The sequence below is a fragment of the Micromonospora sp. NPDC049139 genome, from assembly GCF_055586845.1.
Genome location: NZ_JBVJHK010000001.1, coordinates 392,418 through 418,076, shown reverse-complemented (window position 1 = coordinate 418,076; position 25,659 = coordinate 392,418). Strand labels below are relative to the sequence as shown.

Annotated in this window: 23 protein-coding genes and 1 pseudogene; 13 read left to right on the top strand and 11 right to left on the bottom strand. The window is 72.0% G+C overall.

The window, feature by feature from the left end:
• Positions 1-362: 362 nt before the first annotated feature.
• From ACZ6Q9_RS01910 to ACZ6Q9_RS01890, 5 genes are all read right to left on the bottom strand, one after another.
• Positions 363-917: a DUF3592 domain-containing protein gene (locus ACZ6Q9_RS01910; protein WP_393453986.1), complete on the bottom strand. Its 555-nt coding sequence runs from the start codon at positions 915-917 to the stop codon at positions 363-365.
• Positions 918-1,064: 147 nt separating this feature from the next.
• A complete protein-coding gene (locus tag ACZ6Q9_RS01905; protein WP_396826809.1) occupies positions 1,065-1,562 on the bottom strand; it encodes a DUF523 domain-containing protein in 498 nt (165 codons plus the stop codon).
• A 179-nt stretch (positions 1,563-1,741) separates the two neighbouring features.
• Positions 1,742-2,344: a cysteine hydrolase family protein gene (locus tag ACZ6Q9_RS01900; RefSeq protein ID WP_393453991.1), complete on the bottom strand. Its 603-nt coding sequence runs from the start codon at positions 2,342-2,344 to the stop codon at positions 1,742-1,744.
• Between the two features lie 11 nt (positions 2,345-2,355).
• Entirely contained in the window at positions 2,356-4,443 is a 2,088-nt protein-coding gene (locus ACZ6Q9_RS01895) for an amylo-alpha-1,6-glucosidase (RefSeq protein ID WP_393453994.1), read from the bottom strand.
• The gene (locus ACZ6Q9_RS01890) at positions 4,436-4,807 is read right to left on the bottom strand and encodes a sterol-binding protein (RefSeq protein ID WP_393453997.1); all 372 of its coding nucleotides are present in this window, start codon (positions 4,805-4,807) and stop codon (positions 4,436-4,438) included. Before ACZ6Q9_RS01890 ends, ACZ6Q9_RS01895 begins: the two co-directional genes overlap by 8 nt.
• A 218-nt stretch (positions 4,808-5,025) precedes the next feature.
• Between ACZ6Q9_RS01890 and ACZ6Q9_RS01885 the strand changes: the two genes are divergently transcribed.
• Complete coding sequence (locus tag ACZ6Q9_RS01885; protein WP_393454000.1) at positions 5,026-5,787, top strand: sulfite exporter TauE/SafE family protein; 762 nt, start codon at positions 5,026-5,028, stop codon at positions 5,785-5,787.
• 293 nt (positions 5,788-6,080) lie between these two features.
• Here the strand turns inward: ACZ6Q9_RS01885 and ACZ6Q9_RS01880 are convergent, their stop codons facing one another.
• The gene (locus ACZ6Q9_RS01880) at positions 6,081-8,777 is read right to left on the bottom strand and encodes a sugar-binding protein (protein WP_393454003.1); all 2,697 of its coding nucleotides are present in this window, start codon (positions 8,775-8,777) and stop codon (positions 6,081-6,083) included.
• Between the two features lie 425 nt (positions 8,778-9,202).
• Between ACZ6Q9_RS01880 and ACZ6Q9_RS01875 the strand changes: the two genes are divergently transcribed.
• The 10 genes from ACZ6Q9_RS01875 to ACZ6Q9_RS01830 all read left to right on the top strand — a co-directional run bounded on the left by ACZ6Q9_RS01875 (position 9,203) and on the right by ACZ6Q9_RS01830 (position 20,166).
• Positions 9,203-10,366 (top strand): ROK family protein, encoded by a 1,164-nt coding sequence (locus ACZ6Q9_RS01875; RefSeq protein ID WP_350706160.1) that lies wholly within the window; start codon positions 9,203-9,205, stop codon positions 10,364-10,366.
• Between the two features lie 47 nt (positions 10,367-10,413).
• On the top strand, positions 10,414-11,460 hold the full coding sequence (locus ACZ6Q9_RS01870; RefSeq protein WP_393264263.1) for an extracellular solute-binding protein: 1,047 nt from the start codon (positions 10,414-10,416) through the stop codon (positions 11,458-11,460).
• A 181-nt stretch (positions 11,461-11,641) separates the two neighbouring features.
• Positions 11,642-12,715, top strand: coding sequence for an ABC transporter ATP-binding protein (locus tag ACZ6Q9_RS01865; RefSeq protein WP_396826813.1), 1,074 nt, complete (start codon positions 11,642-11,644; stop codon positions 12,713-12,715).
• Positions 12,712-14,505 (top strand): ABC transporter permease, encoded by a 1,794-nt coding sequence (locus tag ACZ6Q9_RS01860; RefSeq protein ID WP_393264260.1) that lies wholly within the window; start codon positions 12,712-12,714, stop codon positions 14,503-14,505. Before ACZ6Q9_RS01865 ends, ACZ6Q9_RS01860 begins: the two co-directional genes overlap by 4 nt.
• Complete coding sequence (locus tag ACZ6Q9_RS01855) at positions 14,502-15,458, top strand: creatininase family protein (protein ID WP_396826815.1); 957 nt, start codon at positions 14,502-14,504, stop codon at positions 15,456-15,458. The genes ACZ6Q9_RS01860 and ACZ6Q9_RS01855 overlap by 4 nt, the downstream gene beginning before the upstream one ends.
• On the top strand, positions 15,455-16,408 hold the full coding sequence (locus ACZ6Q9_RS01850) for an amidohydrolase family protein (RefSeq protein ID WP_393264255.1): 954 nt from the start codon (positions 15,455-15,457) through the stop codon (positions 16,406-16,408). Before ACZ6Q9_RS01855 ends, ACZ6Q9_RS01850 begins: the two co-directional genes overlap by 4 nt.
• Before the next feature lie 65 nt (positions 16,409-16,473).
• Complete coding sequence (locus ACZ6Q9_RS01845; RefSeq protein WP_396826817.1) at positions 16,474-17,931, top strand: argininosuccinate lyase; 1,458 nt, start codon at positions 16,474-16,476, stop codon at positions 17,929-17,931.
• Positions 17,932-17,968: 37 nt separating this feature from the next.
• Complete coding sequence (locus tag ACZ6Q9_RS01840; RefSeq protein ID WP_393300040.1) at positions 17,969-18,898, top strand: ROK family protein; 930 nt, start codon at positions 17,969-17,971, stop codon at positions 18,896-18,898.
• Positions 18,899-18,983: 85 nt separating this feature from the next.
• Positions 18,984-19,649 (top strand): SMI1/KNR4 family protein, encoded by a 666-nt coding sequence (locus ACZ6Q9_RS01835; protein WP_396826819.1) that lies wholly within the window; start codon positions 18,984-18,986, stop codon positions 19,647-19,649.
• 97 nt (positions 19,650-19,746) lie between these two features.
• Positions 19,747-20,166: an MmcQ/YjbR family DNA-binding protein gene (locus ACZ6Q9_RS01830; protein ID WP_393454015.1), complete on the top strand. Its 420-nt coding sequence runs from the start codon at positions 19,747-19,749 to the stop codon at positions 20,164-20,166.
• A gap of 112 nt (positions 20,167-20,278) precedes the next feature.
• Here ACZ6Q9_RS01830 and ACZ6Q9_RS01825 read toward each other — a convergent pair whose 3' ends face one another.
• From ACZ6Q9_RS01825 to ACZ6Q9_RS01810, 4 genes and pseudogenes are all read right to left on the bottom strand, one after another.
• On the bottom strand, positions 20,279-20,602 hold the full coding sequence (locus ACZ6Q9_RS01825; protein ID WP_393454018.1) for a hypothetical protein: 324 nt from the start codon (positions 20,600-20,602) through the stop codon (positions 20,279-20,281).
• 121 nt (positions 20,603-20,723) lie between these two features.
• Positions 20,724-20,942: a hypothetical protein gene (locus ACZ6Q9_RS01820; RefSeq protein WP_393454437.1), complete on the bottom strand. Its 219-nt coding sequence runs from the start codon at positions 20,940-20,942 to the stop codon at positions 20,724-20,726.
• An 87-nt stretch (positions 20,943-21,029) separates the two neighbouring features.
• The gene (locus tag ACZ6Q9_RS01815) at positions 21,030-21,323 is read right to left on the bottom strand and encodes a hypothetical protein (RefSeq protein WP_466021387.1); all 294 of its coding nucleotides are present in this window, start codon (positions 21,321-21,323) and stop codon (positions 21,030-21,032) included.
• Between the two features lie 154 nt (positions 21,324-21,477).
• Positions 21,478-21,675, bottom strand: a pseudogene (locus ACZ6Q9_RS01810) (helix-turn-helix domain-containing protein); the annotation flags it as partial.
• Positions 21,676-21,721: 46 nt separating this feature from the next.
• On the opposite strand from ACZ6Q9_RS01810, the gene ACZ6Q9_RS01805 reads away from it, so the two are divergent.
• A complete protein-coding gene (locus ACZ6Q9_RS01805) occupies positions 21,722-22,069 on the top strand; it encodes an alpha/beta hydrolase (RefSeq protein ID WP_396826822.1) in 348 nt (115 codons plus the stop codon).
• Between the two features lie 90 nt (positions 22,070-22,159).
• On the opposite strand, the gene ACZ6Q9_RS01800 is transcribed toward ACZ6Q9_RS01805, so the two are convergent.
• Positions 22,160-23,605: an aminotransferase class I/II-fold pyridoxal phosphate-dependent enzyme gene (locus tag ACZ6Q9_RS01800; RefSeq protein WP_396826824.1), complete on the bottom strand. Its 1,446-nt coding sequence runs from the start codon at positions 23,603-23,605 to the stop codon at positions 22,160-22,162.
• Positions 23,606-24,117: 512 nt separating this feature from the next.
• Between ACZ6Q9_RS01800 and ACZ6Q9_RS01795 the strand changes: the two genes are divergently transcribed.
• Complete coding sequence (locus ACZ6Q9_RS01795) at positions 24,118-25,635, top strand: ABC transporter family substrate-binding protein (RefSeq protein ID WP_466021377.1); 1,518 nt, start codon at positions 24,118-24,120, stop codon at positions 25,633-25,635.
• The last annotated feature ends 24 nt before the right edge of the window (positions 25,636-25,659 follow it).

The window sequence follows — 25,659 nt, the reverse complement described above, 5'->3', positions numbered from 1 at the left end:
GGTTTCGCGTCCGTAGGCGTTCACGCCGCTCACCCGAGATCGAGGTCGGACACGGCGTGTGCGGGTTCGAACCGCAAGGCCCTTCTTTGTGGGCCCTCTACCAGAAGTAACCGTCCCCATCGCACCGGGTAAGCGGCGTGAACGCGCCTCCCGAGGTCGAAGCGGCAACGGAGACCGGCCCTCGCGGGCCAAGGTGACCTGGGCCGCTGGTCGACACCGCGCATCGGCGGCGGCGGGATTCGAACCCGCGTCTCCCCGTGGGAAGCGGAAGTAGCCGTTGCCTGCGCACCGGGAGGTGCCGGACCACGGTACCCACCCCGTACAGGTGAGCCAACCGCAATTGCCGCCCGAACGGCGGAAGGTCAGCGGCCGCCGCGCTTGTGCTTGGAACGGCTTGTGAACGCGGCACCGTCCCGCTTCGGGGCGGCCGACGACCGCCGCGGCGTACGCCGGGGGAACCAGCGCCCGAACGGGGCGCGGGACAGCGTCAGGGGGACCGCCACGACCAGGATCCCGAACCCGACGGCGCCCAGCCCTCCCTGTACGCGGCCCCGGTGCCCGCTGAGCTGGTCGAAGTCGGTGACGAAGTCGCTCGGATCGCGCCGGTTGACCCAGATCGGCACCTCGTCGCCGATGGACCGGCACACCTCGAAGCAGGCGACCTCCCGCGTGTACGTCCGGCCGGACAGCTCGTACCGGACGTGCATCGTGGTCGACGTGCCGCCACGCTTGGACACGCGGTCGTAGACGAGTGCCCGCGCCGGCACACCCTGCGCCCGCAGGTCGGTCTTCCAGTCGTCGAGCGCGTACTGGGTGTGGAACGGCAGCCAGAGCAGCGCGCCGCCGACCACCAGCAGCAGCACGCAGCCGGCGGTCACCCAGGCCGGGGACCGTCGCGGTGTGATCGCGGTACGCACCCGGCCATCGTGCCGGCCGCCCGCAACCCCGACCGGGAGCGGGCGGCGGGACCTCTTCGCCTCCTTCGCATCGAGGGAGGCAGGCATTCAAATGGCTCAGCTCCAGGCAGCTCAAACGCCGTTTCCCGCGTGGGAGAAGGCCGATGGCTAGCCGTCCCGGTCGAGCCCATCCAACAGGGCGGCGGCCTGCGTGAGCTGGCCTTGATGGAAGACGGGGATCCCGGCGCGGACCAGCAGTTCGGCGGCCAGACCGCGCCCGGGGATCGTGCGGCCCGTGAACGACCCGTCGTGCACCTGGCTGGTGCCGCACGTCGGACTGCGGTCCACCAGAACGGCGAGGACCACCCCGGCCGCCCGGGCCCGGTCGACGGCCCGTCGCGCCGCCACCCGGAACAGGTCTGTGACGTCCCGCCCGGTCACCTCCCGCACCCTGCCGTCACCGTCGAGCACCTCCGCCGCGACGCCGCCGACGATTTCGGCCGGTGGCCGGGGCACCGGCAACCCCACCGACAGTTCGGGACAGAACGACACCAGGCGACCCTCGGCGGCCCAGCGGTCCCAGATCGGCGAGCAGACATCCACCCCGGTCGCGTTGAACCGGACCGGACTGCCCCCCAGACAGCCGCTCACCAGCACCCTGCGCACCGGAGCACCGTAACCGCCGCCGGATGGGCCGTCGGGGCCGGGGGTGGCGGGACGGCAGCGAAGTACGGCAACCGCGCCGGCCGTACCGGACCGAGAGCGAGACCGACGTCAGCAGAGCCCGTGACCTCGGAACCAGCCGGACCAGACCGCGACGCAGCCAGCTCGGATCGAGGGGCGACTCATCGCGACAGCCGCTCGACGACCTCGGCGGTCGTGACCACCTCGCCGAGCTGGCCCCACGTCTCCAGGCTCGCCCGGTGGGCCTCGTCGGTCGCGGCCGTGCAGGCGTCGGAGACGATCACGGGTCGGTACCCGTGGTTGACCGCCTCGAAGGCGGTTCCCGCCACGGACAGGTTGGTGGCGACGCCGGTGAACAGGATTGTCTCGACCTGTCTGCGCCGCAGCACCGTGTCGAGTTCGGTACCGAAGAAGCCGGTGAGCCGCACGTGGGTGATGACGACGTCGCCCGCCTCCGGCGCGACCTCGTCGATGATGCGGGACTTCGGCGCGCCCTCCAGGAATGCCTGCCGCTCGGGGATCATGGCGAAGCTGGGCGTGTTGGGGATGAGGTCGGGGTAGCCGGGCCGGTGGGCGACCCGCGTGTAGACGACCAGCCCGCCGCTGGCGCGTACCGCCCCGGCGACCTGGGCGGCGTACGAGGCGACGCGGTGGCGGGCGACCTGCTCGGCGAAGAAGGGACCGAACAGCCCGTCGGGGCTGACGACCTCGTGCTGCCAGTGGACGCCGACCACCGCGGTGCGCGCCGGGTCGATCTCTCGCATTGTTCCTCCCGTCACAGGGCGGAGAGTTGCTGCGGTGCCGCCTGGTAGCCCTGCCTGCCTGCGGCGGCCGGCCCCCTGCCGTAGGCGTCGAACCGCCCCCACCGGCCGGGGATGCCGTGCAACGCCACGAAGTCGAGGTTAGCGGGAAGGGCGGGCCTGACGACGAGGTCTTCGCCCACCGGGTGGAGCCCGAGCATCGTCCTCAGCAGGAGCAGGGTCGCTCCGGCCGACCACGCCTGAGGGCTGCAGGCGGTGGGATAGTTGACCGGATACCTGGTGTCGGCGCGGAAGGATCCGGAGAAGGCTTCGGGCAGCCGGCCGTCGTAGAAGACGGCGGCGTCCAGGATCCCGGCGGCGATCCGCGCCGCCTCGTCGGCGTACCCGTAACGCCGCAGCCCCCAGGCGATGAAGGAGTTGTCGAACGGCCAGATGGTGCCCACGTGGTAGCCGATGGGGTTGTAGCGGCCCTGGCCCTCGGCCAGCGTGCGGACACCCCAGCCGCTGAACAGGGCGGGCGACATCAGGTGCCGCACCAGGGCCTCCGCCTTCGGCTTCTCGACGATGCCGCTCCACAGCAGGTGCCCGATGTTGGAGGACAGGGCGTCCACCTGGCGGCCGTCGCCGTCGAGGGCGAGCGCCATGTACTCGCCGTCCGCCACCCAGAAGTCGCGGTTGAAGCGCTCCTTGAGGTCGGCGGCCTCCTGCTCCAGTCGGTCCGCGTACGGCGGGTCGTTCCAGACGGTGCGGGCGAGCCGCGCGGTACGCATCTTCGCGTCGTACGCGTACCCCTGCAGCTCGCAGGTCGCGCGGGGGAAGCCCGGCAGCCGACCGTCGCGGTAGCAGATGCTGTCCCAGGAGTCCTTCCAGCACTGGTTCTCCAGACCGTTCCTGGTGTTTCGCCGCTCGTAGGAGATGTAGCCCATGCCGGTCAGGTCGGCGTAGTTGTTGATCCAGTCGATCGCCGCGCGCGCCTCGTGCTCGACCGAGCGCACGAGGTCGACGTCGCCGGTCCACCGCTCGTACTCGTCGAGCAGCACGAGGAACAGGGGAGTGGAGTCGGCGCTGCCGAAGTAGGGCGTGTGTGGCGTCTCCTCGAAGATGCTCATCTCGCCGTACCGCATCTCGTGCAGGATCCGGCCGGGCTCCTCCTCCCGGAAGTCGTCGACGCGGCTGCCCTGCCGGAGCGCGAGCACCCGGAGGGTGGTGGCGGCGAGTTCGGGTGTGAACGGCAACGCCTGCAGACTGGTGAAGATGCTGTCCCGACCGAACATGGCCATGAACCAGGGCAGGCCGGCGGCGGGGACCCTCTTGTCGTCGGCGAGGAAGGGACTGAAGCGCAGCGCGGCCAGGTCGATCAGGCTCTGCCGGTACGTGCCGCTCAGCGGCTCCCAGCCGGATTCCAGGCGCGGCGCGTTGTCCAACCACTCCAGGAGATCCTGTGCCTTGTCCCTGCCCTTGCCTGCTGCCCGCCCTGGGATCACGAGGCGCTCCAGCCCTCTGGGCATCGGGAGGTCCGGCAGGGCGCTGAGTCTGACGGTCCATCGGCTGCGAGGTTCGAGGTGGACCTCGAACGTCAGGCCGTTGTCGTCCCACGCGGCCGGCGCCGACGCGGTGATGATCGTCTCCCGTCGGAACCGCTCCCGTTCGTAACCGAGGACGAGGCGCCCGTCGTCGACCCGCCGGTAGTGTCGGCCCTTCTTCCTCACCGCCGCGTCCTTGACCTCGAAGAGGTCCGCGAAGTCGGCGTCCGCCTCGATCCTGAGGGTCACGTCGGCCGGTTCTTTGGCGTAGTTGATGACGGTCAGGTCCTCGTGGAGGCCGCTGTCCAGGCTGTGCAGCCGACGCACCCCCACAGTGCTGTTGACGTAGACGTCCTGACGCCCGGGAACCTGGAAGAACCGGTTCTCGAAGTAGTGGATGTCGTCGATGGAAAGGGTGGTCAGCCGTTCCCCGTTCACCGTCAGCACCCACTTCGACAGCAGCCGGGTGTCGTGGGCGAACAGGCCCATGGGAGCGTCGGGTGACGGGATGATGTCGCCCGAGCGGTTACACACCATGAAGGTGGTGCCGTCCAGGATGCCCACCTGGTTCTCACTCATGGTCACCTCCTCGGTGCTCCGTCCCCGCCGAACTGGGTGGCGGCGGGAACAACCTACGGAGGCTCGCGAAGAGCCGGGGGCTGCCCGCCACGGTCGCCTCGCCGCGCAGGACGGTGGTCAGGAAGTACGCCTCGCCGCTGGCGATCCGGTCGAACACCGCCCCGTCCGCCTGGACGACCGCGTCCCCGCCGGTCGCCTGCTCCGAGACCCTGATGTCGCCCTTGTCGATGGAGACGAGCCAGCGGTCGACCCGCCCGTCCCGGCTGATCTCGAAGCGGACACTGCCCTCGTCGATCGCCGTCAGACGGCGGTCGTGTCCACGCTGCGCCAGGCTGCGGAAGAAATCCTGGGTGGCATTCCCCATCGCGCCACCTCCTCAGGGCCACCATTCCCGCGAATCGCGGCTTCCGCCTCACCCGAAAGAGGTGAATTCCCCCACCGCCAACCGCCGCTGCTGCCACCCCGGCCTCCTCGACGCCGCCACGCCGCCGGCCACCGTCAGGCCGTCCGCGTCGCGGCGCGCCGGCTCGGGCCGGCGGACCCCGGCCCTACCGGCGGGCGACGCCACTAGCCTGGGACTCGATGGATCCCATCGAGGCAACGCTGCTCCTCGCCGCCGGTGTCGCCACGGGCGCCTTCAACGCGGTCGCGGGCGGCGGCTCCCTCATCGCCTTCTCGGCGCTGCTCGGCACCGGCATACCGCCGCTGACCGCCAAGCTGACCAGCACGGTCGCGGTGTTCCCCGGGAACGTGGCCAGCGTCGTGGGCGGCTACCGGGACCTGCCACCCCGGCGAGACACCAGGCGGATCCTGCCCGCCGCCGTGCTCGGCGGGGTCGCCGGGTCGGCGCTGCTGCTGCTGACGCCCAGCCGCGTCTTCGACATGATCGTGCCGTTCCTGGTGCTCGCCGCCTCCGCGGTCCTCGGCCTTCAGGGCCGCCTGAACGAGCTGGTCAGGCGCTCCGCACTGCGTGGCCGACAGAAACACCCGGCGACGCTGCAGGCGTTGGTCGCCCTGGGCGGGGTCTACGGCGGCTACATCGGCGCGGGGTTCGGCATCGTGCTGGTCGCCAGCCTGGCTCTCCTGCAGCACGAGCCGCTCACCAGGACGGTCGCCCTGAAGAACCTGCTGTCGGCCGTCATCTCGTTCACGGCGGTGGCGCTCTACGTCTTCTTCGGCACCGTCAACTGGGCGGGGGCGGCCATCCTGGTCCCGGCGACCGTCGTCGGCGGCTACGTCGGGGCGCGGCTGCTCCGCAGGCTCCCCGCTGCCCCCCTCAAAGCCGTGATCGTCACGTTCGGGGCGGTCTTCGGCCTGGTCCTGCTCTGGCGCAACGTGCGGTAGACCGGGTCGGTCGACGGCCGGGGACGGCTCGGCGGCCGGCGAGGTGTCCCGGTCCGGTCGATGACCCGGCCGGACCCGCGGCCGGCCGGTCGGCACCCGGGACACCCGCCGCGTTCGCGCACGTCCGCAACGATGTCCCCGGCGGCGTGCGGGGAACGCAGCAGTGGATCCGCGAGCCGGCCCACCGCGTACCGGCACGGCCCGGCGGCCGGTGTCCGTCGGGCGCGGGGGACCCGCCGGGCGGGCCCGGCCCCGGTCATCCCATGGGATGACCGGGGCCGGGCCGTCGCCGGTCAGGCCAGCGGAACGTGGCGGGCCAGCGCGGCGCCGCCGGCCTCGAACGCGGCCAGCAGGCCGTCGGCCGTGCCGCCGGTGACCGGGACCAGCACGGTCACCGGGTCGCCGGGGCTCAGCTGCACGGACCGTTCACCGAGCGAACGGTCACCGTCCCAGGCGTGCAGGTACGCGGTGCCCGCGCGGTCGGCGAGGACCGTCACCTGCACCCCGCCGGCCACCTGGCGCTGGCCGGTCAGCCGCAGCGCCCGCTCGGGAAGTCGGGCCACGGCGGCCGGCGCGACGCCGTCGACCGCGGACTGCGCGATGGTCTGCGGGCTGTGCACGCTGCGGGCGGCGGTGTCCGGGAACACCGGGGCGCTGGGCTGCCGCTGGGCCGGGGTGTACCCGGGCAGGGTCACCAGGCCGTAGCGGTACGGGTCGGCACGGACGCCGGTGAAGGTGGACCAGCCCAGCCGGGACTGGGAGGTCAGGTCCTGGGTGTCCGAGTCGTAGACCAGCACGTTGAAGCCCATCCGGGCCGGGTCGACGGCGTCGGGCAGCACCGCGAACGGGATGCTCGCCTCGATGGTGTAGCCGGCGTACGGCGCGGTGACCTTGCTGACCACCGTCATTCCCGGCGCGGTCGTGGCGCCCGGGCCCTGCCGGTTGTCGGCGTCGCGCTGCCAGCACGGCGGGTCGCCGCCCGCGGGGTCGTCGGTGACCGGGAAGATGCCGGCCTTGAACACCGTCGAGGTGTCCGTCGAGTTGCCCTTCGGGTCGACGATGATCTCGACGCTGTCGGTACGCCGCTGCCGCTTGCAGTCCTGCGGCACCACCTTCTTGCCGAGCACGTCGTCGGTGACCTGGACGAACACCTTCAGCGCGTCCTCGGTCCAGGCGACGCGACCCGTGGCCGAGGCGTCCTGCGGCGTGGTGGCCTGCCCCTCCCAGATCCGGGACAGGTCCAGCGCCTCGCCGGGGTACTCGTCCGGGGAGGCCACCCCGTCGACGGCGTGGTCGTGCCCGGCGTGCGGCACCTCGCTGGTCGGCACGATCTCCAGTGCGCCGGTCTCGACGGTGCTGCCGGCGGCGCTGGTGGTGGTGATGGTGATGCCGTAGTCGCCGCCGTCGCCGCCCTCGTTGGCGGTCGGCAGGGTGGCGTCGCTGTTGGTGACGGTGAAGGTGACCGCCCCGGTCGCGCCCGGCGCCAGCTCGGCGTAGCTCTTGGTCACCGCGTCGGCGGTGAAGCCGGCCGGCAGGCCGAGGGTGACGGTGCCGCCCTGGGGGGCCTCGCCGTGGTTGCGCAGGTCGACCCGGACGGTCCGGCTCTTGCCGGAGCCGACGGTGAGGACCGGCTTGATCAGGGTGTCCAGCTGCGGGTAGCCGCTGTCGCCGGCCCAGGTGCGGAACAGCCCGACCTCGGGCAGTGGCTCCAGGGTGCCGCGCACGTCGGCGACCACCCGGACCGCGCGGTCGGTGCGGCCGGTGCCCTGGCCGGTGGTCAGGCTCGCGCCGACGAGGTGCTGCTCGTTGGTGTCGGCGCCGGCGGGAACGGTCACGGTGAAGGCGACGGTCCGCTCCGTGCCGGCGGGGACGGCGCCGGGCAGCGCGCCGGAGCCGGTGGCGGTCCAGCCCTGCGGCAGCCGCAGGGAGACCCGCGGCGCGGTGAGCGCCCGGTTGTGCGGGGCGCGGACGTGCGCGGTGACCTCGACGGTCTCGCCGGGGGCGAGATCGAACCGGTCGGCGGTCAGGTAGAGCTCGGTGCCCTGGGGAAGCCCGCCGGCCGTCGTCGGCAGCACCGAGCCGCGCAGGATGGCCTCCGGCGAGGTGTCCGCCGGGTCGTATGGGACGCGGCTGTCGACCAGGGTGTAGAAGTCGCAGCGGATCTTCGCGGGGTCGGTGGGGGCGGCGGCGGTGCCGGCCCAGCCCTGGGTGACGTAGTCCCGGCGGGCGTCGACCTCGATCTCGGCCCAGGTCCTGCCGTCGGCGCTCGGGGTGCCCTCCCAGACGCCGAACACCTGGTCGGTCGGGACGGTCGGCACGAAGCTGGACGCGCACTGCGCCCCGGTTGCCGAGCTGCCGGTCCCGCCGGTACGCAGGAACTTCGCTGCCCGGAACGGCTTCAGGCCCTCCTGGGTGAGCTGCTCGGGGAAGGCGGCCGGGTCGGCGGCGGCGTGGAACGCCTCGGCGGCGAACCGGGCGGCCTGCTGGTGGTTGCCGTGGTTGCCGGGCGTCGGCGACGGGTTCATCGTCATGACGATCTCGGGCCGGGTCTGCCGGATCACCCGGACGATCTGGGCCAGGGTGTCGTCGTGCCCCCAGATCTGCTCGGACAGCGGCGCGGAGGCGGTGTACCAGAAGTCGACGCGGTCGAGGTTGTACAGGTTCTCCACGCCGGCCCGGCCGATCGCGGTGCGCTCCTCGCGCTCGCGGATGATGCCCAGCGGCGGGCCCTCCTCGAGGCCGACGGCGTTGCCGCCGCCCTCGCCGCGGGTGATGGTCACGACGCCCGCCTTGGCGCCGTGCTTCTCCTTCCACTGGCCGAGGGTGGCGAGGCTGCCGGCCTCGTCGTCGGGGTGGGCGCTGACGAAGAGGACGTCCAGGTCGACGGTGTCGGTCGGCCGGGCGTCGGTGGGGGCGGCTAGGGCGGCGGCGGGCGCCCCGGACAGGGCCAGGGCGAGCGCCGTGGGTAGCAGGAACGACTTGAGTCGCATGCAGGTCCTTTCGCGACACGCGAGGTCCGCGCAGCGGCCACCGACGTCGGGCGCGCGGTGGCGCGGACGCGGGGTCGTGGTCGGACGGCGAGACGGCGGCGGTGGGGGTGAGGGGTGCGGGGCGCGAGGGGGCGCCCCGGCACCGGGGTACGCAGCGGCACGGAGATCCGTACACACTGGAAGGCCTTCGCCCGGTGACGCTAGGGACCGGCGCGGCGGCCCGTCAATGCTTTGCAAGGTCTTTCTTTCTTTGCGAAAGAAACAAACAAGGGGTCAGGCGGTCTTCCATGCCTCGGTCGGCGGCGCGCGTGCTCGGCCCCGGCGGACCCCGCGAAGGGCGTTTCTGCTGCTCGTGAAGGTGGCCACAAGGTAACGAGACGGTTTCGTTACTTGACTCAATAGTTCGTTCGCCGTAGGAAGGAAGTGTGACTGACGTGGTGACGCCACCGACGAGCCCGGTGAGCCGGGAGCGGTCGAAGGAGATCAAGCGGCTTTCCGTGATCTCCACCGCCCGCCAGGTGCGGGTGCTCTCCCGCGCCGAGCTGACCGAGCTCACCGGCCTGAGCCCCGCCACGCTCACCCCGCTCGTGCGGGAGCTGATCGCCGAGGGTTACCTCATCGAGCGTGGTCCCGGCGCGTCGCGCGCCGGCCGTCCCCGGGCGATGCTGGAGTTCAACCCCCGGGCCGAGCTGGTCGCCGCGGTCTCGCTGGAGCCGTCCCGGCTCAGCTGCGAGATCGCCGACAGCGACGGGACCGTGATCGCCCACCGTGCCGTGCGACTCGCCGGCGACATCGTCGACACCATCTGCCGCTCGGTGCCCGAGCTGGTCGGCGACGGCCTGCCGGCGCTGCGCGGGGTGGCCGTCGCCGCGCCCGGCATCTCCACCGGCGGCGCCGTCCGCCTGGCCCCCTCGGTCGGCCTCGTCGAGGCGCGGCCGGTGGGGGAGTCGGTGCAACGCCGGCTCGGGGTGCCCGTGCTGGTGGACAACGACGTGAACCTGATGGCCGCCGGTGAGCACGCGGTCGGCGCCGGCAGCGACGTCGCCGACCTGCTGCTGCTGCACGTCGCCGACGGCATCGGCGCCGGCCTCGTGCTTGACGGGCAGGTCCGCCGGGGCGCCGGCGGGGCCGCCGGCGAGGTCGGCTTCCTGCCGCTGGACCCGGCCGACCGGGGCCACGACGGGATCGGCCCGTTCGAGGCCCGCTGGTCGGAGAACGCCATCGCCGAGCGGGTGGTGGCGCTGGCGCCCGGGCGGCGCCCGGACTCGCCCGTGGCCGCCCTGGTGGAGCTGGCCGCCACCGACGGGCGGGCCGCCGCGTACCTCGACGAGCTGCTCGCGGCCTGGTCCCGGCTGATCGTCTCCTGCGTCTGCGTCGTCGACCCCGGGCGGGTGCTGCTCAGCGGCGCCGCCGCCCAGCTCGACGACGCCGCCGTCGACCGGCTCCAGGCGCTCGTCAGCGCCGCCGCGCCGAGCGCCACCGACGTCCGCCGGGCGGTGCTCGGCGACCGGGCGGTGCTGCACGGCGCCGTCAGCTACGCCCTCTCCGCGGCCGCCGCGGGCCTGCCCACCCTGCTGCCGACCCCCTGACCTCACACCCCGAACAACGTAGTTCCCCTCACCCTCGGAGGTACCCCATGAAACGTCGCCTTCTCCTCGCCGGCGCGCTCGCCACCGTGCTCGCCGCCGGCACCGCCTGTGGCGGCGGCGGTGACGACACGGCCAGCGGCGGCAGCGCCGAGAAGCTGACCATCTACACCGCCCGCGACAAGAAGGTCTCCGACTACGTCGTGGACCAGTTCACCGCCAAGTACCCCGAGTACAAGGGCAAGGTCGAGATCCTCAACCTCGGCGCCCAGGAGATCCTGGAGCGGGTGCGGGCCGAGAAGGCCAACCCGCAGGCCGACGTCTGGTGGGGCGGCACCCAGCAGGGCCTCGCGGCCGGCGCGTCCGAGGACCTGCTGACCTCCTGGCAGCCGGCCTTCGCCAGCAAGATGGACGCCAAGTACAAGGACGCCGAGGGCCGCTGGTTCGGGGAGATCCTGCTGCCCGAGGTCATCATGTACAACAACAAGGCCCTCACCCCGGAGCAGGCCCCGAAGGACTGGGACGACCTGCTCAAGCCGGAGTGGAAGGACAAGATCATCATCCGGGACGTGGCCGCGTCCGGCACCATGCGGTCGATCTACGCCGCGATGATCGTGCGCCAGTCCGCGGACGGCAGCAACCCGCAGCCCGGCTACGACTGGCTCAAGAAGCTCGACGCCAACACCGGCGCGTACGCGGCCAACCCGACCGACCTCTACCTGAAGCTGTCCCGCCAGCAGGGCACGCTCAGCGCCTGGAACCTGCAGGACATCCTGCTGCAGGCCCACCAGTCGAACATGCCGTTCGGCTACGTCATGCCGGCTTCCGGCGCCCCGGTGCTGGTCGACGGCCTGGCCGCGGTCAAGGGCGGCAACAGCGAGGGCGCGCAGAAGTTCATCGAGTTCCTCTTCGACGACAAGCTCCGCGCCGACCTGGCCAAGGACTACTACCAGATCCCGGCCGTGGACATCGCCGAGAAGCCGGAGTGGCTGGCCCAGCTCCAGCTCAAGCCGCTGGACGTCGACTGGAACGTGATCGGCAAGAACGAGACCGAGTGGATCAACCACTGGAACAGCCAGATCAAGAACAAGGGCTGATCGCCCGGGCGCCGGGGGCGGGCCCGTCCCGTCCCCGGCGCCCCGCCGCCCGCCCCCGGGGCGCCGGCAGGTGTGAGAGGGGAGCCCCTCTCCGCCGGAGGCGTCAGGAAGGTGCCCTTCCCGTCTCCCGCCCCCCATCCCACGACCGACAGGTCCGGTACCGCACGAAGGAGAGGACCTCATGATCGATGTCACGCTGGAGTCGGTGAGCAAGCGCTTCGCGCGCGGCGGCGACACCGCGGCCGTGGACGACGTCGACATCACCATCGCCGCCGGGGAGTTCTTCACGCTGCTCGGCCCGAGCGGCTGCGGCAAGACCACGACCCTGCGCATGGTGGCCGGGTTCTACTTCCCCACCTCCGGCCGGATCCGGTTCGGCGCGGAGGACGTCACCCGCCGACCGCCGAACAAGCGCGACACCGGCATGGTGTTCCAGAACTACGCGCTCTTCCCGCACATGAGCGTGGCGCAGAACGTCGCGTACGGACTCAAGATCCGCAAGGTCGGCCGGGCCGAGTCGCGGCGCCGGGTCGAGGAGGCGCTCGGTCAGGTGCACCTCGCCGGCTACGGCGACCGCCGCATCGACGAGCTCTCCGGCGGCCAGCAGCAGCGCGTCGCCCTGGCCCGGGCCCTGGTGATCCGGCCGCGCACCCTGCTGCTCGACGAGCCGTTGTCCAACCTCGACGCCAAGCTGCGCGAGGAGACCCGGGTGGAGATCCGCCGCATCCAGCGCGAGGCCGGCACCACCTCCATCTACGTCACCCACGACCAGGCCGAGGCGATGGCCATGTCGGACCGGATCGCGGTGATGCAGTCCGGCCGGGTGCAGCAGATCGGCGCCCCGCAGGAGATCTACCACCGCCCGGCGACCAGCTTCGTGGCCCGCTTCATCGGCCGCAGCAACGTGCTCTCCCTGCCGGTGGCCGGCGCTTCCGAGCAGGCCGTCACGGTGAAGCTGCCCGCCGGCGGCGAGATCGCCGTCCCCGCCCCGACCGGGCACGGCCTGCGCCAGGGCGACACCGCGCTGGTGTCGGTCCGCCCCGAGCACATCGGCCTCACCTCGGCCACCGACGCGGACGCGCTGCCCGGCCGGGTCACCGAGGTGGAGTTCACCGGGATGGCCACCAACCTCGTGGTCGACGTGGCCGGCGAGTCGGTGCAGGTCGCCGCGATCGACGTGCCGGACGGGATCGCCGCCGGCGACCAGGTCGGGCTGCGGCTCAACCGCGAGCGGATGTGGGTGGTGCGCCCGTGAGCACCATTCCCGCCACCCCCAGCCCGGCCACCGTCGCCCCGGTCACCCAGGAGCCGACGCCGCCGCGCGCGCCGCGCCGCCGGCTCGCCGACCGGTTCGCCGGCGGCACCGGCTCCCGCTGGTTCCCGTACGTCCTGGTCTTCCCGCTCGCGCTGATCCTCTTCGGGTACGTGGTGCAGCCGATGTTCGCCACCTTCGCCGAGAGCGTCGGCGTGGACGGGGTGGAGAACTACGGCGCCTTCCTCTCCGGCGACGGGGTGGCCCGCTCGTCCCTGGTCACCTCGCTGATCATCTCCGCGGCCAGTGTGCTGCTCTGCGGCATCGTCGGCGTGGCGATGGCCTTCCTGCTCAAGCGGTTCTCGTTCCCCGGCCGCCGGCTGATCGAGGCGATCATCCTGGTGCCGGCGGCCCTGCCGCCGCTGATCGGGGCGATCTCGTTCCAGCTGCTCTACAGCGAGACGGGCATCCTCCCGCGCGGGCTCCAGCAGCTCTTCGGCACCGAGAACCCCGTACTGCCGTTCAGCGGCATCGCCGGGGTGCTGGTGGTGCACACCTTCACCATGTACCCGTACTTCTACCTGTCCGCCTCCGCCGCGCTCGGCGGAATGGACCCCTCGGTGGAGGAGGCCGCGTACAACCTGGGGGCCGGTCGGGTCCGGGTGTGGCGCACGGTGCTGCTGCCGATGCTCACCCCGGCGCTGGTCTCCGCCTCGCTGCTGGTCTTCATGACCTCGCTGGCCTCGTACACCGCCCCGCTGCTGTTCGGGGTGGACCAGACCATGACCATGCAGATCTACATCAACCGCACCAACGGCGACCTGCCGATGGCCTCCACGTACGCCTCGGTGCTCGGCGTGGTGTCGGTGCTGTTCCTGCTCGGCATGCGCTGGTACGAGGGGCGGCGCAGCTACCGGTCCCAGTCGAAGGGGGTCGCCGCGCACCGGCGGGAGATCACCAACCCGTTCGGCAAGTGGCTGGCCCTGGTCGCGTCGATCCTGGCCACCGCCGTGCTGCTCGCCCCCGTGGCGACCATCGCCCTGGTGGCGTTCTCCGCCGACGGCTCCTGGACCACCGAGGTGATCCCGGCCGCCTACACCACGCAGAACTTCGTCACCATCTTCTCCGACCCCGAGGCGTTCCAGCCGATCCTCAACTCGCTGCAGATGAGCCTGATCGCGACCGTCGGCTGCGTCGTGGTCGGCGTGCTCATCGCGTACGCGGTGCGGCGGCTGGACTTCCGCGGCCGGGGCCTGCTGGACGTGGCGGTCATGCTGGCCTGGGCGCTGCCCGGCACGGTGGTGGCGATCAACCTGATCTCGGCGTTCAGCACCGGCAACGCGTTCAGCTTCGGGCAGGTGCTGATCGGCACCTTCTGGATCATGCCGCTGGCGTACTTCGTGCGGTTCCTGCCGCTGGTGTTCCGGTCCAGCTCGGCCACCCTGGCGCAGATCGACCCGTCGCTGGAGGAGGCCGCGCGCAACCTGGGCGCGTCCTGGTGGCGGGCGTTCGGCACGGTCACCCTGCGGCTGATGCTGCCCGGCGTGGTGGCCGGCGCGCTGCTCGCCTTCGTGCACGGCGTCGGCGAGTTCGTCGCCTCGGTGCTCATCTACACCTCCGACACCGCGCCGATCTCCGTGGAGATCAACAACCGGATGTACTCGTTCGAGGTCGGCACCGCCGCCGCGTACGGCATGCTCCAGGTGGTCCTGATCTTCGTGGTGATGGTGGTCTCCGGCCGGCTGGAGGGCGGCCGGCGCTCCAGCCGCGAGGCGGCGCGGTGGACGGCGTGAGCGAGGCCTGGCCGGCGGGCGGCGGGCTGGTCCCCGCCGCCCGGATCCCCGGCGGGGAACTGGCGGCGGTGGCCGAGGCGGCGGACTTCGCGGTGCTGCCGGTCGGCGCGGTCGAGTGGCACGGCCCGCACCTGCCGCTCGGCACCGACCTGATCCTCGCCCAGGGCTTCGCCGCCGAGAGCGCGGTCCCCGGCGCCGGCGACGGGACCCCGGGTGCCGCCGCGACCCCGGCCGGCGCACCCGGCACGACGGCGGGTCCGCGCGGGGTGCTCTTCCCCGCCGTGCCGTACGCCGCGTGCCCCGGCCAGACCCGGCCGTGGCCCGGCACCGTGGCGATCCGGCCGGAGATCGCGGTCGGCTACCTGGCCGACGTGATCGAGGGCATCGTGGCGGCCGGGTTCCCCCGGCTGCTGATCGTCAACGGGCACGACGCCAACATGTCCACCGTCCGGGCCGCCATGGAGTGGGTCTCCGGGCGGCGCACGGCCAGCCTGCTGCTGGTCAACTGGTTCCAGCTCGTGACCCCGGCCGAGACCGCCGAGCTGTACGGGCCGCTGCCGGCGCGCGGCCACGGCGGGGCGTACGAGACCGACGGGGTGCTCGGCTTCGACCCCGGCGCGGTGCGCCTCGACGCGGTCGCCGACCTGCCGCCGAGGCCGAAGCTGCCGGTGACCCACCCGTACGTGCTGGTGGAGTCCCGCCCCGACCCGTGGCAGGGCTGGTCGGGGCACGTCTCGCTGGCCGGCGAGGAGACCGGCCGGCGGGTCCGGGAGCTGGCCGCGACGCGGCTGCGGGAGGTCGTCGCCGCCTGGGTGGCCGCCCCGCCTCCCGCCCCGCCCACCGACGCCCCGCTGCCCGCCGACACCCCGGTCGGCGCCGCCCCGCCGCCCACGGACGTTCCGCCCGCCGGCACCCCGCCCGCCGGCGGACCCGAGCCAGAGGAGGCACCGTGACCGTCGACCGCGGACTCGACGTCGTCGACTTCCACCTGCATTTCCGCATCGGCGCCGACGAGACGATCCGGGCGTGCGAGCACGCCGCCGGCATGCACCCCGGCGGCGAGCACGAGCGCGCCGTCCGCGCCGCCGGCTCCGCCCCGTACGCGGCGCAGTGGCGGCAGGCGTGGGGCTTCCCCGACCCCGAGCCCCCCGCGCCGCGGTGGCAGGACGAGGCGGACCGGTGGGCGCAGGAGCTGCGCGCGGTCGACATCCGCCGGGCCGTCTTCGTCACCGGCGGCGGCAACGACACCGTCGCCGACGTGGTGGACCGCCACCCCGACCTGCTGCTCGGCTTCGCCCACCACGACCCGTACGGCCCGGACGCCGCCGCCGAGCTGGAACGCGCGGTGGTCGAACGCGGCCTGCGCGGGCTGAAGCTCTTCGCCCCGCTGCTGCGCGGCCCGCTCGACGACGAGGCCCTCGACCCGCTCTGGGGCACCGCCCAGCGCCTCGGCGTGCCGGTGCTGATCCACATCGGTCACTACGGCAGCGCCGGCGGCCTCTCCCACGGCCGGTACGGCGGCCCCGACGAGCTGGCCCGGATGGCCCGCCGCTTCCCCGAACTCGCCGTGGTGGTGCCGCACTTCGGCGTCCAGCACGTGCAGGACCTGCTCTTCGCCGCCTGGGGCTGCCCCAACATCCACGTCGACACCTCCGGCTCGAACCAGTGGGTGCGCTGGATGCCGTACAAGCTGACGCTGGACGAGCTGTTCCGGCGCTGCTACGAGACCATCGGCCCGCACCGGATCGTGTTCGGCAGCGACTCGTCGTGGTTCCCGCGCGGCTACGTCACCCGCTACCTCGACGACCAGCTGCGGATCTGCCGCGAGCTGGGCCTGCCCGACGACCACCTGCGCGCGATCTTCGCCGGGAACGCCGAGCGTCTGCTCGGCCTCGACCACTGACCGGCTGACGACCGGGCGCGGCGGGTGACCGGCGCGCCCGGCACGGAAGGAAGTAGAGAACCGTCATGAACACACCCGCGCTGACCACCTACCAGCGGCACCACCTCCGGCCGACCTACGACCACCACGTCGGGCACCTGTTCCCGGCCATGGTGCGGGCCAGCCAGGCGCACGTGGTGATGCTGACCGAGCAGGGGCTCATCCCCGCCGAGCGGGGCGCCCGGCTGCTGCGCGGGCTGGCCGAACTGCGCGCCGACACCGCCGGCGCGCCGGAGTTCGACGGCACGTTCGAGGACACCTACTACCTGATGGAGAAGCGGCTCGCGCAGGCGTGCGGCATCCCCACGTCCGAGCTGGACGTGCAGATGGCCCGCAGCCGCAACGACCTCGACGCCGGGGTGTTCCGGATGCTGCTGCGCGACCAGCTGCTCGGGGTCCTCGACCGGGTCCTGGCCGCCGGCGCGACCGCCCTGGACTCGGCGCACCGGTACGCCGACGTGGTCATCACCGGCTACACCCACCGCCGGCCGGCCCAGCCCACCACCATCGGGCACGCCCTCGCCGGCTACGCCGAGGCCCTCGCCGGCGAGGCCGTCGCGTACGCCGACCTGATCGAGACCCTCAACACCTCGCCGCTGGGCTCCTGCGCGTTCGCCGGCACCGACCTGGACATCTCCCCGGCCCGCGTGGCCGAGCTGCTCGGCTTCGGTGGCCTGGTCACCAACTCCTACGAGGCGGTGGCCGGCGCCGACCACCTCGTCCGGGTCGGCACCCTCAACGCCCAGGCCCTCGCGACCGGCGCCCGGCTGGCCCGCACCCTGATGGACTGGCTGAGCTGGCGCTGGGTGACCACCCCCGGCGACTTCACCCAGGGCAGCAGCATCATGCCGCAGAAGCGCAACCCGGTGGTGCTGGAACACCTCGTCTCGATGGCCGGCGCCACCGCCGCCGACGCCGCCTCCGTGCTCAACAACGTCGGCGCGGCCTGGTGGGAGGACTCCAACAACGCCACCACCGACGTGCAGGTCCGGCTCTGGGAGAGCAACGACCGCACCGACCGGTTCTTCGCCCTGCTCGGCGGCTTCCTCGCCGAGATCGAGCCGCTCGAGCCGCCGTCGCGGGAGGAGATCGTCGCCTCCGGCGCCACCACCACCGCCGCGGCGGACGCGCTGACCCGGCACGGGGTGCCGTTCCGGGCCGCCCATTCCGTGGTCGGCCGGCTGGTGCGCGGCGGCGCCCCGGACACCTGGACCGCGCAGACCGTCCGCGCGGCAGCCGAGGGGATCGCCGCCGGGCTGGCCGACGCCGCCGTCGCCGACCTGATCGCCGCCGCCGTACGCCCCGAGCTGGTGCTCGACCGCGCCCAGGTCGACGGCCCCGGCGCGGACGCCGTCCGGGCCCAGGTGGCGGTGCTGCGCGGCACCTTCGACACCGTCGCCGGCCGGCTGGCCGCCGTCCGGGACCGTCTGGCCGCCGCCGAAAAGGCGTTGGACGCGGTCGCCGCCGAGCGGGCGGGCCGATGAGCGCCGGCGCGAAGGTCGTGGACACGGGGACGGGACGGTGAGCGTGCGGTTGGCCGGTCGGGCCGCCGAGGCCGCCGAGGCCGCCGGCGACGCGGGTGTGCTGCTCGGCATCGACTTCGGCGGCACCAAGATGGCGGTCGGGGTGGCCGACGGGCAGGGACGGCTGCTGGCCCGCGAGCGGGTCCCGACGTACGCCGAACGGGGCGCCCCGCAGGCCCTGGACCGGGCGTTGGAGCTGGCCGCGAAGCTGGTGGGGGAGGTCGGCTCGCCGGTCGTCGCGGCCGGCATCGCCTCGCCCGGCGTGGTGCGGCCGGACGGGATCGACCTGGCCCCGAACGTGCCCGGCTGGGACCGGCTGCGGCTCGCCGACGCGGTCCGGGACCGGTTGGCGGTGCCGGCGGTGGCGGTCGACAACGACCTGAACGCCGCCGCCCTGGCCGAGCTGCGGATCGGCGCGCTGCGCGACGCCGACCCCGGCCTGGTGGTCGGCCTCGGCACGGGCGTCGCGGCGGCGGCCACGGTCCGCGGGGCGGTGCTGGCCGGTCACCACGGGGCGGCCGGCGAGATCGGCTACGCCGTGGCCGGCGGCCCGTGGCCGGGCACCATGCTGGAGCTGGACTTCTCCGGCCGGGCGCTGGACGGGCTCGCGGACTCGCTCGGGCTGCCGGGCGGCGCGCCTGCCCTGGCCGCCGCCGCCGAGCGCCCCGGCCCGGCCCGGGACGCGCTGACCGCCCGGGTGGACGAGCTGGCCCGACACCTGGTCACCTGCTGCCTGCTGCTCGACCCGCAGCGGGTGGTGCTGGTCGGCGGGGTGGCCGGCAACGGACTGATCCGGGGTCTGCTGGGGGAGCGGCTCGCCGCGGTCCTGCCGTACCCGCCGGAGGTGGTCCTGTCCCGGTTCGCCGACGACGCCGCGCTGCTCGGCGCGGTCATTCTCGCCCGCGAGGCGGTCCCGACACCCCGGTGACACCCGGCGCTGACCGGCGGCCGGCTCCCGCACCGGGGGCCGGCCGCCCCGTCGTTTGTCGGTGCCCGCCGATAGGGTCCCGGCCGTGACGCACACCGACTGGTCAGACGTACGCGGGCGGCTCGCCCGGCTGGCCGCCCACCCCGACGGTGACAAGGTCTTCGGCGCCCAGTCGCACCGGTGGACGCTGGAGCCGCCGCTGCGCGCCGAGGAGATGACCGAGCTGGAGGGGCAGCTGCGGGTCGAGGTCCCCGAGGAGTACCGCTCGTTCCTGCTCGCCGCCGGCCGGGGCGGCGCCGGGCCGACCTACGGGCTGTTCCCGCTGCGCAGGGTGGACGGCCGCTGGGCGTGGGAGGGCGACGGAGCCGACCTCACCGATCGGGACACGCTGCACCAGCCGTTCCCGCACACCGAGCCCTTCAACCCGGCCGACGGGCTGCCCGAGCCCCCCGACGAGGAGGGCTACGACACCGTCGAGGCGTTCAACGAGGCCGAGGACGCCTACTGGGAACGGCACGACAGGCTGGTCTACTCCCCCGAGCACTCGATCGGGCTGCTCTACCTGTGCCACCTCGGCTGCGCGCTGCGCGAGGCGCTGGTGGTCAGCGGCCCGGCGCGCGGCCAGATGTGGGCCGACGACACCGCCGAGGGGAGCGGATTCCGGCCGCTGCGCGACGCCGACGGCACGCCGCTGGGCTTCGCCCGCTGGTACCGGCGTTGGCTCGACGAGGCCGACGCCGCCGTCGGCTGACCGTCAGCGCGGCCGGCGTACGCACGTGGCAGCTCCGTCGAACCGACGGCCGGCGAGGGCGGCAGAAGTGTCGGTGGGCCCGGCTACGGTGCGGGGCATGACCGCCCCCGGAGACGTGCCGCCGGAGTTCCTCGACCGGCTGCGGCCGATCTGTCGCGAGCTGCCGGAGAGCTACGAGGAGCCGGCCTGGGTGGGGGTGCGCTGGCGGATCCGCAAGCGCACCTTCGCCCACGTGCTCACCGTCGACCCCGACCACCAGATGGCGTACGCCCGGGCCGCCGCGACCGACGAGCCAACCTGCGTGCTGACGTTCCGCTCGCCTCTCGACGAGGTCCACGCGCTGGTGGCCGGCGGTCACCCGTTCTTCAAGCCGGACTGGGGCGCCGACGTGCTGGGCATGGTGCTCGACGACGGCGTCGACTGGGCCGAGGTCGGCGAGTTGCTCACCGAGAGCTACTGCCTGCTCGCCCCGAAGAAGCTGGCCGCCCGGATCACCGGGCCGGTTGGGCCGGCCTGAGTCCCGGCAGCACGCCGGTCACGACGACCGCCGCACCCGGCGGGCGGGTGCGGCGGCGAAGACGTTCGGCACCGACCGGCGCGTACGTCCGGCTCGGCCCGAGGTTGGCGCCCTACGCGGCCGACGCGGCCGGCCGGGGGCGTCGCGCCGACCCGGCCACGGCCGGCCGGTCGGTACGGTCCGGCTGCCTCGGGACGCCGGGCGACGACGGCTGCGTGGCGGAGTCGGCCCGGGCCACGCGCAGCGCGTGCTGGGCGTTGTTCCAGGCCGGGCAGGGCCACGCCTGGTCCGCGCAGAGCAGGTTGCGGCAGCCGCCCTCCCCGTCCGGTTCGTGGGCGTCGGCCACGTCCAAGGCGAGCTTCCACAGCAGTGGATCGGTCACCTCGTCAGGACGGTCGGCCTGTCGGTCGGACCGGTCGATGCTGGTGTCGGACACGAGTGATCCCCCCTCGGGCGCAGGTGCGACTTCCACCTTTTCCATTTTTCGTGCCGGTGAAACCTCTACCCCCGGCACAGCGTGGCAGGTGTCGGGCGGACGCCCGGGGAGGCTCGCGCGGTCAGTTCAGGTCGAGGCGCATGGTGGCTGTCTCCCAGGCCCGCATCGGCGGTCGGACCACGCCGTCACCGTCGGTGGTCAGCAGGTCGCCGGGTCGGCCGAGGCGGTCCGCGCGCCACGCTGCTCGGACGTCACCGTGCCGACGACCGGGGTTGTGGCGGTCGGTCTGTGCGACCATCCGCACCTCGGTACGGCCGTCGTGGTCCCGGACGCTGGTCAACACTACACCGTGCCCGTCCACCGCCAGCCCAGTGGTCGGGGCCGGTGGCGGGAGTGACGCTGGTCGGGACGAGGCACCGCCGAGGGGCTAAGGCCGAGGGGGACCCTGCGCGGCGCGTAGGTAGGCGACCAGGAGGTCGACGATCTCGTTGGTCAGCTGTGGGGTGTCGATGTCGTCTGGTTGCTGGCTGACGTACCGGTGGACCAGGGACTCGATGACCGCTACCACGATGCGGGCGTTGCGTGCCGGTTCGGGGAGGTCGAGGGCGGGGTCCTGGCGCAGGAGTTGCTCGACGGTGTCGGCGGCGTCGGGTTCGGCCTGGTGGAATCGGGCCAGCAGCTCGGGCGGGCGCGGGGACTCCTCGAACAGCACCTTGTGCAGGCGTGGGGTCGCGTGTGTGCAGGTCGGCGTACGCGGCGACGGTCGCGGGTAGCCAATGCATCAGCGTCGGAGGGGTGGCGGTGACGGCGAGGGCCGCTCGCACGGTCGCGGCGCTCTCGTCGATGTGTGCGAGTGCGAGGGTGAGCAGGAGCGAGTCCTTGTTCGGGAAGTACTGGTACACCGAGCCGACGGAGAGCCTTGCGGCCTCGGCGATGCGGTCGGTGGTGCCCGCGGCATGCCCGTAGTCGGCGAAAACGCGAGCCGCGGCGTCGAGGATGCGCTGGCGGGTCTGCCAGGAGCGTTGCCGTTGGGGCGTTTTCCTGGGCTGATGCGGTGACGGCCGAGATGGCAAGCACCACCTGCGCTGGCTGGGCCGGCTTCACATCCCCATGTGCTGGGTGGCGAACATGGGCGCGATGAGCAACGATTCCGCGTTGACGGCGCTGGTCGCATCAGATCCCGCCGGCGGCGGCAATCGCGTCTCGCTGACGTTCCTCCGTACCTTCCTGTCCTCAGCACCACCGGTGGAGCCAGAGCAGTTCACCGCCTGCCCGGTGCTGATGGCCCACCCGGCAGCCGACCGCTGGACCCCACCGGAACTGAGCCTGCCCTTCTTCGGACGTATCACCGCACGCACGAGACTTGTGCTGTTGGACAAGGCCGGGCACCTGCCGATCGAGGAACCGGGCCTCTCCCAGATGCGGCAGGCCATCGACGGCTTCGTCAGCCAGCTTCTGCCGAGGTGACACCGCTGATCCTGACCACGAGCTGGCTGCGTGCCCGGACTGCGGCGGCCACCCTGGCGCTGCCGGCGTTCGCGCGGAGCAGCGGGTGTCTCATCGCGGCGTTCGGGCGGCCACCCAGGGAGTTGAGGTCTGGTCTCGACTCGGATCGAATCTGGCAGGAAGGGGGGAGTCTTCGTTTGCCTTGGTGGGCATCCGGCAGGCTTGGGCTATCGTCTGGGCCATTTCGTCGATGCCGTGGACCAGTGCGGTTCCGTTGATGTGCACATGATGTTGTGTGGCTGGGTGGGCATGGAAGAAACTGCCGGGATGAACGACGATGCCGTGCCGACTGAGTCGGGTGCAGACCGAATGCTCGTCGGGAACCGGCAGCCAGATGTGGGGTCCTTCGGTCGGTTCGAGGTTGAATCCGCGTCTGGTGAGGGCATGGCTGAATTCGGAATGCCTTCGCTTGCACTCCGCGATGAAGTCGTTCGTGTGGCGTATCGCATTCGCGTCCGTCAACTGGAACGCCAGCGCGAGTTGCAGGACGCGGCTGACCCAGCGTGATGAGTAGGTGAGTCGCAGCCACATCATGTCGATGTACTCCGGCGAGCCGCCTACCACGGCGACGCGCAGGTCGGCGCCGAAGAAGAAGTTGTAGGCCTGCATGTGCACGACACGGCTCGGAAGGTGGGTCGCCAGAGAACGCTGTGCTGACCGCATGAGGGCGGTCTGCGAAAGTTCGAAGATGGGAAATGCTTCATTCTGGAGCAGGGATGCCGCCCCGTCGATCCACGCTTCGCTGACTGTCAGTCCGGACGGCGCGTTTCCGCTGGGCTGGTAGATCATCGCGGTTGGTTTGCTGATCAGCGCAACCCGTAGTTGATCAAGATCTGGGCCGCCTGGTCGGTAGTCGATGGGGATCGTGGTGGCACCGATGGAATCCAGGATGTCGAGCACTCGTGCTTGGGTGGGTGACTCGATGATGACCCGATCGCCCGGGCGGACCACGGCGGCAAGCGCCAGTTCGATGGCGTCGATGATCCCGTGGGTGGCGAGAAAATGGTTGGTCTCGAACGGCCAGAATGGCTGGACCGCCTCCGCCAACTCGGGGGCGACCGGGTCGGCGAAGGTGTTGTGCAATGCCCGGTTGCTCAGCGCGTAGGCGAGAGCGGGCGCCAGGTCCGGAGGGGGCAGGTCATCCCTTCGTAGATTTCCCAGATCGATGGGCATCGTCGACGAGGTGCGCACCATGCTGTCGAATCGCCTGGCCCGTGGCGGCTGCGGCGGCCCGAGGACGAAGGTGCCGCCGCGGCGCCGGGTCTCGATGACGTACCGGGAGCTGAGCATCTTCCAGGCCTGCGCCACCGACGACCGGCTCATTCCCAGTTTGGCCGCCAGATCCCGCACGGTGGGCAGCTGCGACTGGGCCGGCAGGTCGCCGGACGCGATCAGGTCGAGGATCGCCCGGGCCAGCGCGTTGGTCGTGCGCAACGTGAGCCGCGACTGGATGAGTCGCATGCATTCCTGGCCATCCAGCGGCGCTGGTGGTGTCACGGTTGGTGTCCTCCGAATAGCGATACGCGCCCGAGGGTCGACGCCGTCGACCATCAAGCGCCGCGGTCGGCGGGGTAGGCGTGCCGGGTGGTGACTGTAGCCGTCGGGCGTGGGCCGCGGGGGGCGCCGGCCCGTGGGTGCGGGGCCGACCCTCGAGGAGGCGGCCAGGATATGTCCATGGACATTGGGATGTTGACCAGAACATAAGCCGAACTTAGCTTCAACGGCGTTGACCTCGAACTTTGAGGGTCCTGGCCGCGGAGTCCAGCCACCCTGGCAACCGCCCCCCGGAGTCGAACACCAGCCACACGACGTCGCGTACCCCCATCACTTGAACCAGAGGACGTGTGCCCGTGAAAGCCTCTCGACGCCTCGTGGTCGCTGTCGCGCTCGCCGCGCTGGTCGGGCCCGCAGGTTGCACGAAGATCGACGATGACAAGTCCCAGACGCCGACCGCCGCGAGCGAGGTTACGGCCGGCGGGACGTTGACCTTGGCCGCTACCAGCGCTCCGGTGGACTGGAACCCCCTGTCCGCCGCGGGCGACACCACCGGCCAGCGCCAGCAGCAGTGGCCCTTCTATCCACATCCGTTCCTGACCAACCCCGACACCAGCGTGGTGCTCAACAAGGCGCTCCTGGAGTCCGCCGAGGTGGTTGGCGCCAGCCCGATGAAGGTCGAATACAAGATCCAGCAGAAGGCCGTCTGGTCGGACGGGACCCCGATCACCGGCAAGGACTTCGAGTACACCCAGGCGGTGCAGGACCCGAAGAAGTGCGCCGGGTGCAAGGCCGCGTTCACCGAAGGCTACTCGCTCATCACCTCTGTCGAGACCAGCAGCGACGGCAAGACGGTGACGATGGCGTACGCGAAACCGTTCGCGATGTGGCAGGCCCTGTTCAACTACATCCTGCCGGCGCACGTGGCCGAGACCTACGGGGACCTGGCGACCTCCTTCAACGAAGGCTTCGGCAAGAACGTGCCGAAGTTCTCGGGCGGGCCGTACCTGATCAAGGACTACCAGGACGGCGTCTCGATGACCATGGTCAAGAACCCCAAGTGGTACGGGGATCCGGCGAACCTGGACACCATCACGACGCGCTACATCTCGGGCCAGGGCGCGCAGATCACGGCGCTGCAGAACGGTGAGATCGATCTGGTCTACCAGAACCCGACTCTCGACACCGTCAACCAGGTGAAGGCCATGAACGGCATGACCGTTCAGGTCGGTTCGACGCTCACCTACTTCCATCTCGGCATGAAGACCACCGGCGACGTGATGAGCGACGCGGCCCTGCGCAAGGCGATCGCCACCGCGCTCGACCTCGACGACATGCGTAAGCGCACGGTCGGCCAGTACGCGCCGGACCTGGTGACGATGAAGAGCAGCACGTACGTCCCCGGGCAGAAGGTGGGTGGCATCGACGCCTACCGCGAGAACATCGACGAACTCAACATCGGCAAGGGCGACAGCAAGGCCGCGCTCGACATCCTGGAGAAGGCGGGATATCGCGTGACCGACGGCAGGCTGATCCTCCCCGACGGGAAGCCCCTGCGCGATCTGAAGATGTTGACCCTGTCCACCGACGTGCTCCGCATGGAACTCGCGCAGATCACCCAGTCCCAACTCAAGCAACTGGGCATCACCGTGGCCATCGACGCGGCCGACGGCTCGCGCTACTCGCCGGCGCTGCGTACGGGCAGCTTCGACCTCATGGCCACCGGAACGGCGCTCGACCTGGGTGCGCTGTCCCTGCAGCAGTGGTACGGCACCGGCGCGGCCCGCTCGTTCGGCTACTCGTCCGCCGAGGCGGACCGGATCCTGGCGGCGGCCGCCACCGAACTCGATCCGCGCAAGCAGGTCGAGCTGATGAACGAACTCGACCGGACCCTGATGTCCGACGGTGTGGTGCTGCCGCTGTTCGCCAGCCCGCAGATGGCCGTCCACCCGAACAAGTTCGCCAACATCTTCATCAACCCCAGCAAGTACGGAACCACCATGAATGTCGAGCAGTGGGGTCTGCGCAAGTAGTCGCGCAGACATTCGAGAAAGGAT

What these genes read in the sequence shown, in the direction of transcription:
- ACZ6Q9_RS01900 (WP_393453991.1), bottom strand. Translation starts at nt 2,344, where the DNA reads ATGCGAGAGATCGACCCGGCGCGCACCGCGGTGGTCGGCGTCCACTGG.
- ACZ6Q9_RS01895 (WP_393453994.1), bottom strand. Translation starts at nt 4,443, where the DNA reads ATGAGTGAGAACCAGGTGGGCATCCTGGACGGCACCACCTTCATGGTG.
- ACZ6Q9_RS01890 (WP_393453997.1), bottom strand. Translation starts at nt 4,807, where the DNA reads ATGGGGAATGCCACCCAGGATTTCTTCCGCAGCCTGGCGCAGCGTGGA.
- ACZ6Q9_RS01885 (WP_393454000.1), top strand. Translation starts at nt 5,026, where the DNA reads ATGGATCCCATCGAGGCAACGCTGCTCCTCGCCGCCGGTGTCGCCACG.
- ACZ6Q9_RS01880 (WP_393454003.1), bottom strand. Translation starts at nt 8,777, where the DNA reads ATGCGACTCAAGTCGTTCCTGCTACCCACGGCGCTCGCCCTGGCCCTG.
- ACZ6Q9_RS01870 (WP_393264263.1), top strand. Translation starts at nt 10,414, where the DNA reads ATGAAACGTCGCCTTCTCCTCGCCGGCGCGCTCGCCACCGTGCTCGCC.
- ACZ6Q9_RS01865 (WP_396826813.1), top strand. Translation starts at nt 11,642, where the DNA reads ATGATCGATGTCACGCTGGAGTCGGTGAGCAAGCGCTTCGCGCGCGGC.
- ACZ6Q9_RS01845 (WP_396826817.1), top strand. Translation starts at nt 16,474, where the DNA reads ATGAACACACCCGCGCTGACCACCTACCAGCGGCACCACCTCCGGCCG.
- ACZ6Q9_RS01830 (WP_393454015.1), top strand. Translation starts at nt 19,747, where the DNA reads ATGACCGCCCCCGGAGACGTGCCGCCGGAGTTCCTCGACCGGCTGCGG.